The organism is Peptacetobacter sp. AB845 (genome assembly GCF_047528295.1).
GTDB lineage: Bacteria > Bacillota > Clostridia > Peptostreptococcales > Peptostreptococcaceae > Peptacetobacter.
The window spans coordinates 815,300-831,971 of the sequence record NZ_CP180001.1 but is presented as its reverse complement, the minus strand read 5'-3'; the positions used below and the strand labels follow the sequence as shown (position 1 = coordinate 831,971).

Annotated in this window: 15 protein-coding genes; 5 read left to right on the top strand and 10 right to left on the bottom strand. The window is 32.2% G+C overall.

Annotation, left to right across the window (positions count from 1 at the left end; genetic code table 11):
• Positions 1–143 precede the first annotated feature (143 nt).
• Positions 144–638, top strand: a complete 495-nt coding sequence (locus ACK2WO_RS04095; protein WP_414698461.1) for a nitroreductase family protein — start codon at positions 144–146, stop codon at positions 636–638.
• A 201-nt stretch (positions 639–839) separates the two neighbouring features.
• Here the strand turns inward: ACK2WO_RS04095 and ACK2WO_RS04090 are convergent, their stop codons facing one another.
• The 3 genes from ACK2WO_RS04090 to ACK2WO_RS04080 all read right to left on the bottom strand — a co-directional run bounded on the left by ACK2WO_RS04090 (position 840) and on the right by ACK2WO_RS04080 (position 3,765).
• Entirely contained in the window at positions 840–1,757 is a 918-nt protein-coding gene (locus ACK2WO_RS04090) for a DUF4253 domain-containing protein (RefSeq protein WP_414698460.1), read from the bottom strand.
• A gap of 106 nt (positions 1,758–1,863) precedes the next feature.
• Positions 1,864–3,099, bottom strand: a complete 1,236-nt coding sequence (locus tag ACK2WO_RS04085; RefSeq protein ID WP_414698459.1) for an MFS transporter — start codon at positions 3,097–3,099, stop codon at positions 1,864–1,866.
• Positions 3,100–3,114: 15 nt separating this feature from the next.
• Entirely contained in the window at positions 3,115–3,765 is a 651-nt protein-coding gene (locus ACK2WO_RS04080; RefSeq protein WP_414698458.1) for a DUF1847 domain-containing protein, read from the bottom strand.
• Between the two features lie 346 nt (positions 3,766–4,111).
• On the opposite strand from ACK2WO_RS04080, the gene ACK2WO_RS04075 reads away from it, so the two are divergent.
• Together ACK2WO_RS04075 and ACK2WO_RS04070 are read left to right on the top strand one after the other, a co-directional pair.
• Positions 4,112–4,957, top strand: coding sequence for a DMT family transporter (locus ACK2WO_RS04075; protein ID WP_414698457.1), 846 nt, complete (start codon positions 4,112–4,114; stop codon positions 4,955–4,957).
• A gap of 307 nt (positions 4,958–5,264) precedes the next feature.
• Positions 5,265–5,408 (top strand): hypothetical protein, encoded by a 144-nt coding sequence (locus ACK2WO_RS04070; protein WP_414698456.1) that lies wholly within the window; start codon positions 5,265–5,267, stop codon positions 5,406–5,408.
• Between the two features lie 90 nt (positions 5,409–5,498).
• Here ACK2WO_RS04070 and ACK2WO_RS04065 read toward each other — a convergent pair whose 3' ends face one another.
• The 6 genes from ACK2WO_RS04065 to ACK2WO_RS04040 all read right to left on the bottom strand — a co-directional run bounded on the left by ACK2WO_RS04065 (position 5,499) and on the right by ACK2WO_RS04040 (position 12,573).
• Positions 5,499–6,581: a hypothetical protein gene (locus ACK2WO_RS04065; protein WP_414698455.1), complete on the bottom strand. Its 1,083-nt coding sequence runs from the start codon at positions 6,579–6,581 to the stop codon at positions 5,499–5,501.
• Positions 6,582–6,766: 185 nt separating this feature from the next.
• Positions 6,767–7,711, bottom strand: a complete 945-nt coding sequence (locus tag ACK2WO_RS04060; RefSeq protein ID WP_414698454.1) for a hypothetical protein — start codon at positions 7,709–7,711, stop codon at positions 6,767–6,769.
• Positions 7,712–7,926: 215 nt separating this feature from the next.
• Complete coding sequence (locus ACK2WO_RS04055) at positions 7,927–8,160, bottom strand: DUF1653 domain-containing protein (protein ID WP_414698453.1); 234 nt, start codon at positions 8,158–8,160, stop codon at positions 7,927–7,929.
• 437 nt (positions 8,161–8,597) lie between these two features.
• A complete protein-coding gene (locus ACK2WO_RS04050; protein ID WP_414698452.1) occupies positions 8,598–9,968 on the bottom strand; it encodes a peptide MFS transporter in 1,371 nt (456 codons plus the stop codon).
• A gap of 377 nt (positions 9,969–10,345) precedes the next feature.
• The gene (locus ACK2WO_RS04045; protein WP_414698451.1) at positions 10,346–11,206 is read right to left on the bottom strand and encodes a DegV family protein; all 861 of its coding nucleotides are present in this window, start codon (positions 11,204–11,206) and stop codon (positions 10,346–10,348) included.
• Between the two features lie 2 nt (positions 11,207–11,208).
• A complete protein-coding gene (locus ACK2WO_RS04040) occupies positions 11,209–12,573 on the bottom strand; it encodes a radical SAM protein (RefSeq protein ID WP_414698450.1) in 1,365 nt (454 codons plus the stop codon).
• Positions 12,574–12,933: 360 nt separating this feature from the next.
• Here ACK2WO_RS04040 and ACK2WO_RS04035 point away from each other — a divergent pair, with 360 nt between their 5' ends.
• Positions 12,934–13,989 (top strand): hypothetical protein, encoded by a 1,056-nt coding sequence (locus tag ACK2WO_RS04035; protein ID WP_414698449.1) that lies wholly within the window; start codon positions 12,934–12,936, stop codon positions 13,987–13,989.
• A gap of 248 nt (positions 13,990–14,237) precedes the next feature.
• On the opposite strand, the gene dhaS is transcribed toward ACK2WO_RS04035, so the two are convergent.
• Entirely contained in the window at positions 14,238–14,813 is a 576-nt protein-coding gene (gene dhaS, locus ACK2WO_RS04030) for a dihydroxyacetone kinase transcriptional activator DhaS (protein ID WP_414698448.1), read from the bottom strand.
• 367 nt (positions 14,814–15,180) lie between these two features.
• Between dhaS and ACK2WO_RS04025 the strand changes: the two genes are divergently transcribed.
• On the top strand, positions 15,181–16,587 hold the full coding sequence (locus ACK2WO_RS04025) for a glutamate decarboxylase (RefSeq protein WP_414698447.1): 1,407 nt from the start codon (positions 15,181–15,183) through the stop codon (positions 16,585–16,587).
• Positions 16,588–16,672: the final 85 nt, after the last annotated feature.

Sequence of the window (16,672 nt, the reverse complement as noted above, 5' to 3'; positions counted from 1 at the left end):
AAATTAATATATTTATATATTTTTAATAACAGATTTATATATTTTTAAAATGATTTTTTAGAGGATTTATATATTTTTTAGAGAATTTTAATATTGAATAAGTTCATATTTTTGAATTAAATTAAAAAAAAGGAGTGATTTTTATGAATAGTATATTCCACAGAACTAGTGTAAGAAAATACACAGAACAGCCTGTAGAACAGGAAAAAATCGAAAAAATATTAAGAGCTGGTATGGCAGCACCATCTGCAATGAATCAGCAGCCTTGGGAATTCTATGTTGTAGAAAATAAAGAAGTATTAGAAAAACTTTCAAAATGTAGCCAATATGCCGGAAGCGTTGAAAAATCAGCAGTTACATTTGTAGTGTGCTACAGAAACGACTCTCTTCGTGCTGATTACAGAGAAATAGACTGCTCTGCTTGTACAGAAAATATGCTTCTTGAAATAGATCATCTAGGACTTGGAGCTGTATGGATAGGTATTGCACCTATAAAAGAAAGAATGGACGATGTGGCAAAAGTTTTAGATATGCCAGAAAACCTAAGTGCATTCGCTCTTATCGCTTGTGGATACCCAGAAAGTATAAGAGAACAGCAGGATAGATTTGAAGAAAATAGAATACACTATGTAAAATAAATAAAAAGGACGAGATTATAACTTCTCATTGCTCCAGGCTTCAGCGCCCCACACTGTTAGAGTAACACATTTAGCAGTTGTGGGGCGTTTGCAGTATTGTCGCTATAGAGAAGTTATTTCTCTCGTCCTCAGTTTATTTAATTGTTTATACGAAAATTTATTCCAATGTTAAATTTTATTTCAATGTTAATATTGGTAATTTTAGTTCCAGCAGAAGTGCCAGATTTTTTTCCCATATATTTTCTTAGATAATTTTTCTATATTAAATTTTTCCATATATTTGTCCACACTGTCTGGACAAAATGCGTAAAATTCTTCTGTAAATCTAATTTTATCCTTATCATCAACAGCTTTTTCGATTATATACTCTAGCGTATTGTGGCTTATTGCACAGGGAACTGCACCGTATTTTTCAAACCAATACTTAGAAATTGCCATAATATCCTCATTGCTTGGGCAATCATTCCAACCACCAAATGGGATATATGCAAATATTTCCCATGGATTTTCTACAGGAATCTCTGCAATTAAAATTTCCCCTCGATTTTCCATTTCCTCTTCAAAATCTAGGTCGTCTATGTCTGCAGTTGGATCATCCTCTACCTCAAGCTCGTCCCTCTCTAGCTCATATCCTCCAAAATACTCGCTATTATTCTCAATCATAACATCTAAAAGCTCTTTCCCATTAGAAAAATCCTTAGAAATCATGTTTTTTCTGTATCTATCTATCTTTTCTCTAGTTTCATAATCTATAATCCCTGTTTTTAGTAGCTCTTCTCTCTTATCAGCCTCTAAACTTCCTGAATCTAGTATACTTTCAGAATCATCATCGCTGTCTATTACAGTGTTCATTATCACTGCATCTAGTATATTTTCGCTAATATCCACAATTACAGGGATAAATTTCTCCTCTTTTGCTCTCTCAAACGACTCAACATATCCACATATGACATCGTTATCCTCAGCATTTAGTGGATAATATTTGCAATTGCAGTCTAAAAAGCTCTTCATTATTTCTGCTGATTTTGACATTTCCCGAGTATTTTCCTTTTGGGGATTTGTGTTTTCTATGTAGTTTTTTTCGTTTTCCATTAGTTCTTTTATTTTATTGATTAACATGAAATCCTCCTACAAAAGGTTTTATTATATTATTCTCAATTAAAAGTATATACTTCATAACCTATTTTTTCAAGAAAGTCGTATTTTTAGCATAATAACTCAACCTCTATCTTAATTTTGAAGAGCTTAGATAGAACGGAATAGCCAAAAGTTGAGCCACAACAGATACAACAACCATCACAGGTACACTTACATCGTAAAGCACTCCAAGAATCCAGCTTCCTAAGAACCAGAAAATACCAAAAGAACATTCAAATATCCCATATCCAGTCGCTCTACTGCTCTTTGGAACCATTGTTGTAACAGCAGCCTTTAAAATCGACTCCTGTGCACCCATTCCAATTCCCCAAAGAACAACTCCTACAAGCACCATAGGCACTGATTTTCCCATAAATACAAATGCAGAAAACGGAGCAGAAATTATTGTAGACAACACAAGCACCTTAACACCTTTTTTGTCGTACATATATCCAAAAATAAGTGCAGCAACTGCATCTACAAGCATCGCACCAGCATATAAAAGAGGGATTGTTCCGCTATTAATAATTGAGGAAGTCTCAGCAAGTCCTCCAGCAATAGATGTAAAATTCCTTGAAATATGCATAATCACAAGTGAATAATCAATAAACCCAAAAGCAAATAAACTTATCCCAACTATATAATATTTAAATGATTTCTTCATTTCAAAAGGCACAAATTCTTTAGCTTCTGGCTCAAAATTCTCAGGATTTGGGAATTTTCTTCTAGTAACTAAAAGCATGATTATCGTAATCGCACCAGGTATCGCAAGTACAGCAAAACAAGTAGAATATATCTCAAATGTTGTACCTGTAGTCTTGAAAAGCATCACCAAGTATAGAAGAACTGGCCCTAAAAAAGCTCCAATTTGATCTAACATCTCCTGAATTCCAAAGCTCTTTCCAACACCTTCTTGTGACGCTGCAAAAGACATAATTGTATCCTTTGCTGGTTTTTTAATTGCTTTACCCATTCTCTGGATGATTAGCAAAATAGCAGCTGCAATCCAGCCATTTTCGCCAACCAAAGCAAGTGCCGGCACAGCTAACACGTCTATAACATATCCAAAAATCGTCATAAACCAGTAGTTTTTTCTCTTATCCGCAATCCTACCAAAAACGTATCTCATAGAATAACCAATCAATTCTCCAAGACCAGACACAAATCCAATTGCACCCGCTGAGGCCCCAAGTATCGTAAAGTACGCACCCCTGATGCTTGAAGCACCCTCATGAGTCATATCAGAAAATAAGCTCACTATCCCAAAGAAAATGATAAATAGCATTGCTTGAGAAATTCTCTTTTTATTTTTATTATTCTCCATATCATTCACCTAGTTCTATTTCTCTTCTTCATCTTTTGGTGCAAAAAATCTCTTTTTAAAGTAGAAATCAGCTCCGTAAAGTGCTGCAACTGGGTTATGACCTGTTACCCTATCCTTTGTAACCGCTGTAGTAACTAAGGCATCAGAGTATTTGTAGAACAGACTATCATGTCCAACACATAGCCCAACCACGATATTTAAATCAGTTCCAGCCTCATTTAAAAGCTTAGCCTGAAGAATTGGGTTACACATGTTTTCACCTACACCATTGCATCTTTCAGGTATACCTATATCAACTTTTTTCTGAGTCCCAACCTTACACGCAACACCGTAAACCTCAAACCCATTGTATCTTAAGATTGATGCAAGCTTTCTGCTCTCACTGATTAGTCCAACACATGTTGCAATTCCAAGCTTTTTCATGCCCATTTTTCTAGCATAGTCCATTATTTCTTCTACCCTTGTATACTGACAGTAGTGGTCGTTTTCAACTTCTGCGGCTGCTATCATTGAGCGGCGATTTTCATCTTCTTTGTAAAGCTCCATTGCTTCGTTTAACACATCTTCGTCCATATTTGTTGTTAAACAAAATTCTGGATACTCTTTATCCTGTTTGTTGCAGTTAGTTACAAAGCAGTCTATACATGATAGTTCTTTCTTTTCCATAATAATTCCCCCTTAAATTTTACGTATTAAAAATTCTTATATTTTATAAAATTTTTATTTTAATTTTATAAAAGTCTTTTCTTAATGAAAAAGTCCTATCTTAAAAAATCCTTATTATAAACATTATTCTTTATTATAAATATTATTCTTTATTATAAATATTATTCTTTTTTCTCAATAATCCTCTTATTTAAAGTAATACTCTTTTTATATTCCTATTTAAAAATTTTATTCAAAATTCCCTCTTAATATACCAAAATTCCCTCTTAATATACAATTATTATTTACTCTAGTAAAATATACCCTTATACTATAATCTGTAAGATTTTTTGAGAGGAGAAATTCAATGGCAAAACCACTTAATAGAAAAGCTTCCGAGGTTCTGCTAGGCTCTGTCATAATAGCAAGGGCGACATCGTTTCTATTTTTAAAACTGCTTTTAGAAAATATGGGACAGTTCACACTTTTGGGGATTAGGTCTATGATTGCATTTGCAGTACTAGTATTAATCGGATTTAAAACACTTAGAAAGACCAACAAAAACGACTTATTCTATGGATTTTTGATTGGAGCATCTTTCTTTGTCGTAATGTTTTTAGAATTAACAGGACTAAAATATACAACCTCTGTTTCAATAGCATTTGAGGAAAACACCGCAATTATAATAGTTCCAATTATTTTAGCAATTTTAACTAGAAAATTTCCAGATAAGAAAACCATTTTGATGTTCTTTATGTGTGGAATCGGAATAGTCCTACTTAACTTTAAACCTGAAGGGTTTGAGTTTAATTTTGGAGATTTCCTAGGAATGATGACTGCTCTAACTTATGCGGGTACAATAATTTTAACTTCTAAGGTTTCTGATAAGGCAGATCCGATAAGAGTTGGAATATATCAGGTCGGTACAATGGGTATTCTTTCGCTTATTGCAGCATTTATCTTTGAAACTCCTGCCCTTCCCGCAACTGGAATCGAATGGAGCTACATGATGTATCTTGCAATTATCTGTAGTGTGTTTGGATTTACACTTCAACCTTACGCACAGAGTGGGACAACCGCAGAAAGAGCAAGTGTGCTTTGTGCGCTAAATCCTATAACTGTCGCTATTTTGGGTGCAGTTTTCTTAGGTGAGACTCTTACTCTAAAGGGAATTGTTGGATCAGTGCTTATTATAGTGAGTATAATTATTTAAATTAAAAAGGGACTGTTGGCTAAATTACAACAATCCCTTTGATTATTTTTACTCTTTTTTTATATTAGCTTTAAAAAATCTATATCTACCTTTTCACCTTCAATATCTACTTTTTCACCTTCAATATCTACTTTTCTATCAAAAATTCCACTAATGTGCATACTTCTATTATGAAGAGGATTATTCTGCCCTAAAAGTAGAACTCTTGTTTAATTAAAAATAACTATCAAGATTTTTCTTTATACCTTATTGATTTGTATACTCTTTTATGTTAAAATGAATCGAATTAAAACAGGAGGGTTTATAAATGGCAAAAAAATCTACATTAATAAAAAAAGCATTACTTTATACTGGTTCAGTTGCAGCTATGGCCGTTGCTGGAACAGCTAAATCAAAATCAATGCAAATTGTTTCTAAAGAACTAGCTAAAAAAGCTAATAATGTAAAATAAAAAAGAGCTAAGATTGTTATTACTTCAATCTTAGCTTTTTGTATGTAGAAAAAGGCTATTGCAAAACACAATAGCCTAAAATCTCTAATTTTATTCAACTATTTCATAATTTCCTTCTAGTGCATATGGCTGCCCAAAAGGTAGGCTTGTATCTGAAGGCCAGAACATATCTTTAACTCTAACTTTAACTCTTTTTCCATTATAATTTGATGCATCTTCAAAATTAGCAAGTTTTATCATTTTAGCTTTTTCAGTACGTGAACCTTCTCCATCTCCACTATTTGCAGTAACCACTATCTCCTCGTCAAACACTAATAGAGCAAATTTTTCACTTGTGTCTGCATAGCCACCATTAGGATCTTCCATATCCTGTAAATCTAACACCTCATTGTATGATAGATATTTTAATGTCCCCTCAAAAACATTTCTATTGTCTACCTTAACTCCTGATTCCTTTGGCTCTTCAACTGGTTCGGTTTCAGCATTTTCTTGAACCTGTGAATCTTTATTTTCCTCAGATTTTTTAGTTAAGTCAAGTTTACCTTCTTTAAATGCTTCTAATGCAGATAAATCATTGATTTCATACCAATTTATAGCGATGCTTTCTCCATCATCTTCAATAGGTTCTCCACCTAACATATATTCTTTTATTTTTGTATTTTTAAGTGCAATTGTTCCATCTTCTTTTATATCCAAGTTTATTCTTACTATTTCAAACTGACCAGTCATCCCACTTCCCTGATTTAAAATCAGTCCATCATTTTTATTTGATGCAGTTAAGTCAGCTCTCATCCCACCAACAGCTGCAACTCCTATTTCTATATTTTTAGTTGGCGATAAAAGTTTATTGTTTTCTTTATCATAGTAAAATATTTTATTGTACTGTACTCCAACTGACTCGTCTGTTCTTCCAATTATAAGCTCTGGAATTTCATCATCGTTCATATTTACAAGAGCATATTTATACGTATATGTTGCATTTTCACTTCCATATGGCTCAATTTCAAAATCAATATTTTCATAATCCTGAATCTGATTTTCATACCGTGCAGCTACTTTTTCAAAAGGATTCTTATCACCTTCGTTTGATTTTTCTGTATCCTTTTGACCGCAACCTACAAGTGCCAATGTTGTAGCAATTACTAATGCTAATAATACTCTTAGTTTTTTCATAAATCCCCCTCTTTTCTAGTGAATTTTTAATTTAAAGCATTTAGTTATTAACTTTTACTTTTTTAAAATCCTCACATCAATTAATTATCATAAAACTCAGATAATTTATTATAACATTAATCTGTTTACTTTTCAACGATACACACAATTCGTAAACTGCACACAAATCTACTTATTCTATAACACTAACCACACCATTTTTCCTGTTTTTTTCTAATCTTTTCCTCAAGCTCTTTCTCAGAGTACTCATGCAGCATCATCCCAAAATCCACAAACTTATTCCTACTAACTCCCATACACACAGAATCCCTATAATCATTTTTCAATGCCTCAAGCAAAAATCCACACTTACTGTTTAGCTTTTTCACCTTTGCCATCTCAATCTTATCGTGTAAATAGGCAGAGTCCTTCCCTAGATCCTTCAAAACATAAATCACCTTATCAAAATAACCCTCTGTATAAGCTGATTCTAAAAACTTCTTCAACATAGCTTTTACATCTCTCTTAAAATTAATATCACTTGTTTTTTTAGCAACACAACCCTGCTTCGGTTGTTGTTGTCTAATAATTGATGTATTATTTTTGTTTTTATTGGTATTGTTAATGTCAAGCTGGCATAATTCATCATTCCTATCTGGACAATTGCATTCGTTCAATTTGACAAAATGCTTATTATCATTATAACTATTTGCTTTGTTGCAAACTGAATCACTTATTTCTTCACTACAAACTAAATCATCTACTTCATCATCTACTTCATCATTTACATCTAATACTTCATCATCTAAGCCCAAAATTTCATAAACCCTGTCATAATCTATACTATACCACTTAGTTCTATCTAGCTTGCTCCTATTAAAATTCCCCACAATCAAAATTCCTTTATTCTCCAAAGATGCAAACACCCTTTTAAGAGTACTCTCGCTCCAAAACGAAAAATGATTCTCATGCCATTTTTTCAGACTATTAAAAGTCCAATATCTACCATTTTTATAGTTTAACCCCCTCTTTTCATTGCTCACAAGCCAACCATGAATCTGCTGCAATACAATAGCTTCATTAACCCCTAAGCCCTTTGCAAGCTCTTTATTTATCCCTATATAATAATTATCAAAAATTCTTCTATTCATACCTATTCCCCCAATTTATTTCATATGATACCTACTTGTACCTATTTCCTAAATTTTTATCATATGATTCCTACTCATACCTGTTATCCAAATTTTTTTATCATATGATACTTTCTTTAATCAATTTATCACCTAAGTTTTTAGATTTCTTGTATCATCTGAAATAATTTTTGACACAAAAAAAGAGAGCCTTTAAGCTCTCTAAAATTATTTAACTAACCATTATAAATCTCAAATCTATACTTCTGTCCAGTAACATTATCCTCTCTACTCGGATCAATCTCCTCTAAAAACATATCTACAGGTCTAACAAAAGTCCCATATTCTCCGTACATTGCCTGATACACAACCATCATCTCTCCACTCTCAGTGTGCTGGGCAACATCCTTCACATAATAAAAATTCCCCTTAAAATGTCTATATAGCCTATTAACAACAACCTCTCTCATAATAAAAACTCCTTTTTAAAAAATATTCTACTTATATCATACCCTATCTATCAAAAAATAATTCACCAAATAAACTACTTCAAAAAACTTCCACCAAACCTATCTCACTTTTATTTAAAAATAGTTTTTATAAATATGAAATACCTCCAGTTTTAAGAAACATATCTTTTTTCTATTTATACTAAATAAATGAAGATTTTAATTTTTCTGTAAATACAAATTTTTCAAAAATTAGTCAAATACACTCTAAGTTCGACAATCTACAGACGTGTGCGTCCTTAATTTTCCAATAAAAGGGCACACGTCGAAGCCTGGAGAACGAGAGTGTATTTAAACTAATTCTGAATAAAAACTATAGAAAAATTAAATCTTCATTAATAGCATATAAACATAAAAAAAGAGATGTCTCAAAACTGAGGCATCTCCATTTATAAAAACTATTCTGCTTTTTCCATTTCATCAAGTTTACCACTGCATAACCATAGTATTACACCTAAAGCTATTATTACAGCAGCTAAACCACCGTAACCAACAGTGAAGTTTAAAGTCTTTAACCAAGCGTATAGACTTGGGTATATATACTGAGCTATGAAAACAGCTATTGGCCAGAATCCAAGTAATAATCCTAGAACCTTAGCTGGAGCTAACTTAGATATAAACGAGTTTCCTAATGGTGAGAATATCATTTCACCTAAAGACATAAGCATACTTACAAGTGCTAACCATAAGAATGAGCACTGTCCGTTTGCAGCTGCTATTTTATCAGCTACAACCATTACTATGTAAGAACAACCAACTAGTATTATACCTAGTGCAGTTTTCTTGAACATACTTATATCACCCTGAGGTCTCTTAGCCATTTTAGCCCATACAGCAGCTAGAACTGGTCCAAGTGCTATACAAACTAATGCGTTCATTGAGTCGAACCAAGAAGTTGGTATCTGGAAGCTTCCTACATACCAGTTTGCTAAGTTCATGTAAGCTGAACCATCTCCCCATCCAAATCTGTAGTATGCTGGCATGTAAGCCATGTACCATACCATCCAGAATATAGCTGAGAATAATGTAACTAATACTATCGCACCTATACGTTTAACATCTCCTGATGTTAATTTATCACCAGCTGCTTCGTCTTTTTTAGCTACTGTTTCGAATTCACGCTGATCAGCTTTGAATGGTTCTTTACCAGCATCGCCTAGAGCTTTACTGTTTAATATGAACCAAGCTGCATCTACGAACATGAATATTGCACATATTAAGAATACAGTATTGAAGCTTGTTTTTATACCGAATAATCCAGTTGTAGCAAGCATTGCTATGAAAGTTGTTCCTATGAAAGAACCAACGTTTACGAATGAGTACTGAATTGAGAATGCCTCATCAAGTTCATCTGAATTATGGAATAATAATCCATTTATACCAGATAAGTTACCTTTGAATAAACCTGTTCCTATTGAAACTAATATTATCATTGCCCAAACTAATCCCATAGAATCTGCTTTCCAAGTACATAAATATCCAATTCCCATAAGTATCATACCTACTGGAACACATATTCTTGGACTGATCCAATGGTCAGCTATGTATCCACCAAATATTGGTGTTATATAAGTCCATGCTACGAATGCTGCTGACATTGCAACACCCTTTTCATCTGGTAATCCTAATCCACCAGATGCTACTTCTGTTACTATCCATATAGCTAATAAGTATTTAGCTGTGTAGAATGCCATACGTTCAAATGTGAATCCTAAAGCACATACATAAAAGCCAAATGGTTTTTTCTTTTTAGTTTTAGTTGCTTCCATTTTTTACCCCCTGTTAAATATTTTATTTGAAAGCTCTATGATTTTAATAACCAAGATTTTAATAACTTTATAAAACTTTTAATAACTAAGATTTAGTAATTAACTCCTTGGTTTATTTTTTCACAAAACTTTCATCGTTTGTATTATATCATATTAATTGATAAGGGGCAAATAAATTTTATAATCATTTTTTATTAACTAAATACATTTTTTAGTTTAATTTTTTTAGTTTTCTGTAAATAGTGATTGTTATTTTATAAATCTTGTTATATTTAAAAAATTTAAATATAACAATAATATTCTTCACCTACAATTAATTTATAATTAAAATATAATTAAAATATCCTTCATTTACAATTAACCAAAAATAATATTTCTTATCTACCAGTTCCCCAGAACGCAAGTACCATTACACCTGGACCTGTATGTGCACCTATTATAGGGCCAATATCAGAGATATAAATTTCTGCATCAGGCAATTTATTTTCAACATATTCTTTAAGTTCTTCGGCTGCCTTTAAATCATCTCCATGACCTATTACAACAGACTTACTTATTTCTGGACTCCAAGTTTTTACAATACATTCCACTTGTGCTGCCATAGCTTTATGACGTCCGCGAATTTTTTTGACAACCCGAAGTTTACCTTCTTCATCAACGCGTAAAAGAGGCTTTATGTTTAGAGTATTTCCTAGAGTTGCAGCAACTGCGGACACTCTTCCACCATGTTTTAGATGATCAAAATTATCTACTGTAAACCAGTGGCATAGGTTCATCTTATTATTTTCAACCCAATCCACAAGTTCATCCATAGACATACCTTCTCTTTTCTTTTTATCAACCTCTTTAATAAGAAGTCCCTCTCCAACAGCTGCACAAAGGCTATCTATACAGATAATTCTATTGTCTGGGTAAGATTCTTCAAGCTCATTTTTACAAAGACATGCTGTCTGATATGTTCCGGACATTCCGGAAGAGAAACTGATGTATAAAACATCTTTCCCTTCCTTGAGTGCCTCTTCAAAATATTTTTCATATTCTAATACATTTATCTGAGAAGTAGATGCATACTTTCCCTGCTTTTGTAGTCCATAAAACTCACTACAGGAAATATTTCCCTGAGGGCCATACACATACTCCTTATCTCCAATTTCTACGTTCATAGGTATTATTTTTACTGTTTCTAAATCTTCATTTAAATCAGATGTAGCGTCAGTAAATATTTGATATTCTTTCATAGTTATTCACCCTTTTTGCAATTATCACAGCCACTGCATCCATGCCAAAGTTTATCTGCTGTAGGCTTCCAATTTTCAGCGTATTTAACAGTCTTATCACATAGATGGTCTACACTTTCAAAGCTCTGATAATCAGTATTTTCTGCTTTTGTTTCTTTAACCATCTGTCTTAAATATTCAGGATTTTCTAGCATTGGACATGGACGAAGCATATTGTCATTAAATGGCTGATTGTTGTGATAAGCCATAAATATAGGACTCTTATATGCGTCTAATAGGCTAGTATCGTGAATATTGCAGTTTGAATAGTGGATAAATACACATGGTTCAACATCGCCTTTAGCATTTATGTGTAGGTAATTTCTTCCTCCAGCTATACATCCGTGTACGTATTGTGCATCGTTTTGGAAGTCCATTGAGAATATAGGTTTGCATTTTCTAAATTCTCTTATGCGGTTAAACATTAATTCTCTCTGCTCTGGGCTAGGTAATAGCTCAACTGCCGCATCATTTCCAACTGGCATATAGTGGAAGAACCAAACAAATAATGCACCGCTATCTATCATTAAATCAAAGTATTTTTCACTACTTACATCTTCAACATTTTTACTTGTATAACAAGTTGAAATTCCAAAAGGTAATTTATGATCTTTTAATAATTTCATTGCATTCTGTACTTTTTTGTAAACACCTTCACCTCTACGTCCGTCATTTGCTTCTTCAAATCCTTCAAGAGATATAGCAGGTACAAAGTTTTTAACACGAAGCATTTCATTGCAGAAGTCCTCGTCTATTAAGCTACCGTTTGTAAACGCTAGGAATGCACAGTCTGGATGCATTTCACAAATTTTCATTAAATCATCTTTTCTAACTAGAGGTTCTCCACCAGTATATATATACATATATGTTCCCATTTCTTTACCCTGGCGAATTATTGAATCTATTGTTTCTAAGCTTAGATTTAATTTATTTCCGTATTCTGCTGCCCAACATCCAGTGCAGTGCATATTACAAGCAGAAGTTGGGTCTAATAAAATTGCCCAAGGTACATTACATCCTTCTCTTTCTGATACTTCATGCTGTATTGCACTTCCTTTTAGACTGGCATTGAATAAGAAATTTTCAAAGAAAGCTCTTCTAACACCTGGATCTAAGTCATATACTTTTAAGATTAACTGATACCAATGATTTTTTTCCTCTATTGCCGTTCTAATAGCATCACGCTGACTTTTATACCAATACTCAGGAGTCAATTTATCCACTAATTTCATAAGTTTTGGAATATTTTCTTCTGGATTTCCTTCTATGTATTTTAGTGCTTTGTCAACTGCAAAATTTTGCATACTAGATTTTATAGATTTACTCATTCGGATTCATCCTTTCTCTTTTCATATTTTATCGACTTTTGAAATTGTACTTTTAAAATTTTAATTATTAGTTTTAAATGGTTTAAACAAATTATAAAAAGAAACGAATTTTATTTCATTGGACAAATTCATCTTTCTGTCCTAAATTGCGACAAAAGTTTAACTTTGTCCAAATTTTAGACAGATGTCTATTTGTGTCCATTGTAAGAAATGTATGAAATTATTTATTATTAAAATAAATAATAAGTATATTAATTTTTAGCAAAAATATTCTTATCAAACATACTCTAAAAAAACAAAGAATATTGTTTATTTTAATGAGAAATAATACTTAATTCATGAAGGGAGGGCCAAATTCAGATGAAAAATGACATATTCTACACCTTGATAGAAACCGTCGTCGCAAATAAGTTAAAAGATATGAAAAAATATCCCGGACGAGCTGCCAGGAACCTAATAGACTTAGGACTTTTATTCTCCAATGGGAATTTTCAAAATGCTTTTTTCTCATCCGCACAGACCATGCTTCAAAATGAGGACAGCCCTTATTATAAATTAATCGACAATGTCGTAAACAATGTCGATAATCAACGACTACTTACATTTGGAATGAATCTGGGCTACAATTCATTTAAATACGGTTCAAAAGTAATTAGAAAAAATGAGAAAAAATTAAATTGTTTTATTCCCTGGGAAATTACCCTACATATAGATGATTTTTCTTTTAAAAATAATAACCAACGTTACGACAAACTTATATCTGATGGAGAAAAATTAGGAATATATAGTTGGGTAATTTTTTTGGATAAACCTTTTTCAGATTTTTTGGAATTGGCAAAAAAACACCCTGACAGCGTCTTTTTCATAATCTTAGAAAACTTAGATGAAAATAAACAGACAATACAAAATGAAATAGATGAAAAATTTTTGGATTGCGTTGAAGAACTTGAAAATATTATGCTCATAATAGAACTAGATAATAAAAATCGCCATGTTTACAAAAATATCAAACGTAGAAAGCTTTTGTATAGTGTCTATTACTATTATTCTCAAAAGAATATAGATTTAATATTGGACGGAAGTATTCTTCGTTTTGCCGAGCAATTCGACCCATTTTTTACTATTTTCATATCCGAGCCGTATTGTAACGATAATCTTCGCAAGATGGTTTATAAAGTTTCCGAGCAAACTAGAAGTGAACAGCGCTATAGCACTATAGCCTGGGAATTATTCTATAATAATGCATATATAGATAAAATTATCTCAAGTAAAAGTCAACTCATCTCCTTTGATCATAGTGGAAATTTATGTAGCGTTGATGGAAACGTAAATAATTTAGATTTTGATTCTTCAAAAGAGAATAATATTTTCTACTCTGACCTCAATTCAATTTTGAAGTCAAATTTTAAATATTAAATTTATCTAGAATTTAAAACTCTCTTTAGAATATGGTGTTAGTCTCATTAAAAGCCAAACTTTTTATAATCAAGATTGTTTTATACTTATTATCCCTTAAATTTTAAGGTGGTTAGTTTTTATGTAATACCGAAAAAAGAGGCTGTTGCAATTAATGCAATAGCCTTTTTAAGTGAGTAATCACTTAAATACCGATTGTAAAAACTTGCAACAGCAATCATTTATCTATAAAAAAATAAAATTATCTATTAAACCTCTAATTCTTGTTGCATAATTACAATTGCAGTTTTTATGAGTTTCATTATTTTTTCTAAAAATTCATCGGCCTTCATACATTCTTTGCTCAAAAGCCATCTTTCAATTACACACAAAATAGCATCTGTAAGGAAATCTACCGTAAATTCATCGACCTCTGCCTCATCTAAAGACACAAATTCCTCTAGCAAAAATAAAATCCTATTTTTCACTAAAGGTTGGATATACTCACAAAAATGGTCTGAAAAAGAGTTTTGTCCTTTTATCAGCAATGCCTTTTGATAAAATTCTCTATTATTATAAAAATACTCACAAATATTTTCTATTGATTCCATTCTTTCTTCATAAGTTTCCTTAGAACTCCGCTCAGATGCCACTTTAATAAATTCAGTATCAAAAATCCAGTTTACTAAGTCGTATTTATCCTTGAAGTGATAATAGAAGCTTTTTCTATTCATATCACATCCATCGCAAATTTGAGCCACAGTTATCTTGTCAAATGGTACAGTTTTCATAATCTCTTTTAACGATTCTGCCAAAGCTTTTTTAGTTATATTAGAATCAGCCATAAAAACCCTCCCTTAAATAGTTAAATCGACACACTATTAAATTAATTTGTCATATCGTACTCTACCTATAATACTACTATATCATATTATTCAATATAAAAATTGTTTTAACGTATTATATTTTTTTTCTCAACTTTTACTAATGTATGTGTAGTTTTCTTCATATTTATTGCAAGCTATTTTTCTTAGTGTTAAAATCAATGCAAATATAATTGCAATTAATTATAATAAATATACTTTTTCATTTTTTTAATTGAGTTATATTTTGTAATAATCTTATCTTTTAAAATAAAGATTTTCTATTTTTTAATAATTTTATGTTTTTTTAATAAACATATTATCTATTTTCAAAGGAGATGCTTTAATTATGATGTATAAAACACACAAATTTGACCACAAAGTCGATGAAGATGTTATTTTCGCTTCTAGAGATTCGGAATTTATTTTGCCTAAATATAAAATTCCAAAAGAACAGTCTGACTCTAAGGCTATTTTAGAAATAGTAAAAGATGAGCTATTTTTAGATGGAAATGCTAGACAAAATCTGGCTACATTCACTCAGACTTATGAGGATGAGTACATCAAAGAAATAATGGAAATTGGAATGAATAAAAATATGATAGATAAGGACGAATATCCTCAAACCGCAGAAATCGAAAACCGTATAGTTTCTATGCTTGCAGATTTATGGAATTCTCCAAATGAACTAACTTCTGTAGGTACATCTACTGTTGGTTCTTCTGAGGCTTGTATGCTTGGAGGACTTGCGATGTATCATCGTTGGAGAATGAAAAGACTTGCTGAGGACAAAGATGTAAGCAAGCCAAACTTGGTTACAGGGCCTGTTCAGGTTGTCTGGGAAAAATTTGCAAGATATTGGGATATAGAGCTTAGAGAGATTCCAATGGAAGAAGGAAGATATTATATGGATCCTGATTCTATGCTTGAATATATAGATGAAAATACAATAGGTGTAGTTACAACTCTTGGACTTACATTTACAGGAGAGTATGAACCTATCGAAAAACTTTCTCATGCACTTGATAAGCTTGAAGAAAAAACTGGTTTAGATATAGATATGCACATAGATGCAGCATCTGGTGGATTTTTAGCACCATTCTGTGCACCTAAGATAAAATGGGACTTTAGACTTCCTAGAGTTAAATCAATAAGTGCTTCAGGACACAAATTTGGACTTGCTCCTCTAGGTTGTGGATTTGTTGTTTGGCGTGATGAAAAAGATTTACCTGATGATTTAATTTTCCACGTAAACTATTTAGGTGGAGATATGTCTGTGTTCCAGCTTAACTTCTCAAGACCTGCTGGACCAATTATCGCTCAATACTATCAGCTCCTTAGACTTGGATTTGATGGATATAAAAAAGTACACATGAACTGCTACAAAACTGCCCAGTATTTAGCTAAAGAGATTGAAAAACTTGGCGTATTTGAGATAATTTTTGACGGAAATCCTAATAAAGGTATACCTGCAGTTACATGGAGATTAAAGGAAGATGCTGATGTTTCGTTTAATTTATACGATTTTGCGGATAAATTGAGAAGTAGAGGTTGGCTAGTTCCAGCGTATTCACTTCCAAGATATGCCGAAAATATTGTTGTTCAGAGGGTTCTTGTTAGACAGGGATTTGGACTTGATATGGCTTCACTTCTTATGGAGGATATTAAGAGAACGTTGAAGTATTTTGAAACTCACAGGGTCGTTTCTCATTTGAATGAGGAAGATGTTGCGAGCTTGAATCATACTGGAAGATAGAAAAAGACAATAAAATAACCGCTCTTGGCTCCAGGCTTCAGCACCCAATATTTATGTAACACATTTATATGTATTGGGCGCTTGC

Coding starts and splice junctions, on each gene's coding strand:
- ACK2WO_RS04040 (WP_414698450.1), bottom strand. CDS start 12,573: ATGAGTAAATCTATAAAATCTAGTATGCAAAATTTTGCAGTTGACAAA.
- ACK2WO_RS04035 (WP_414698449.1), top strand. CDS start 12,934: ATGAAAAATGACATATTCTACACCTTGATAGAAACCGTCGTCGCAAAT.
- ACK2WO_RS04075 (WP_414698457.1), top strand. CDS start 4,112: ATGGCAAAACCACTTAATAGAAAAGCTTCCGAGGTTCTGCTAGGCTCT.
- ACK2WO_RS04085 (WP_414698459.1), bottom strand. CDS start 3,099: ATGGAGAATAATAAAAATAAAAAGAGAATTTCTCAAGCAATGCTATTT.
- dhaS (WP_414698448.1), bottom strand. CDS start 14,813: ATGGCTGATTCTAATATAACTAAAAAAGCTTTGGCAGAATCGTTAAAA.
- ACK2WO_RS04060 (WP_414698454.1), bottom strand. CDS start 7,711: ATGAATAGAAGAATTTTTGATAATTATTATATAGGGATAAATAAAGAG.
- ACK2WO_RS04065 (WP_414698455.1), bottom strand. CDS start 6,581: ATGAAAAAACTAAGAGTATTATTAGCATTAGTAATTGCTACAACATTG.
- ACK2WO_RS04045 (WP_414698451.1), bottom strand. CDS start 11,206: ATGAAAGAATATCAAATATTTACTGACGCTACATCTGATTTAAATGAA.
- ACK2WO_RS04055 (WP_414698453.1), bottom strand. CDS start 8,160: ATGAGAGAGGTTGTTGTTAATAGGCTATATAGACATTTTAAGGGGAAT.
- ACK2WO_RS04050 (WP_414698452.1), bottom strand. CDS start 9,968: ATGGAAGCAACTAAAACTAAAAAGAAAAAACCATTTGGCTTTTATGTA.
- ACK2WO_RS04025 (WP_414698447.1), top strand. CDS start 15,181: ATGATGTATAAAACACACAAATTTGACCACAAAGTCGATGAAGATGTT.
- ACK2WO_RS04095 (WP_414698461.1), top strand. CDS start 144: ATGAATAGTATATTCCACAGAACTAGTGTAAGAAAATACACAGAACAG.
- ACK2WO_RS04070 (WP_414698456.1), top strand. CDS start 5,265: ATGGCAAAAAAATCTACATTAATAAAAAAAGCATTACTTTATACTGGT.
- ACK2WO_RS04090 (WP_414698460.1), bottom strand. CDS start 1,757: ATGTTAATCAATAAAATAAAAGAACTAATGGAAAACGAAAAAAACTAC.
- ACK2WO_RS04080 (WP_414698458.1), bottom strand. CDS start 3,765: ATGGAAAAGAAAGAACTATCATGTATAGACTGCTTTGTAACTAACTGC.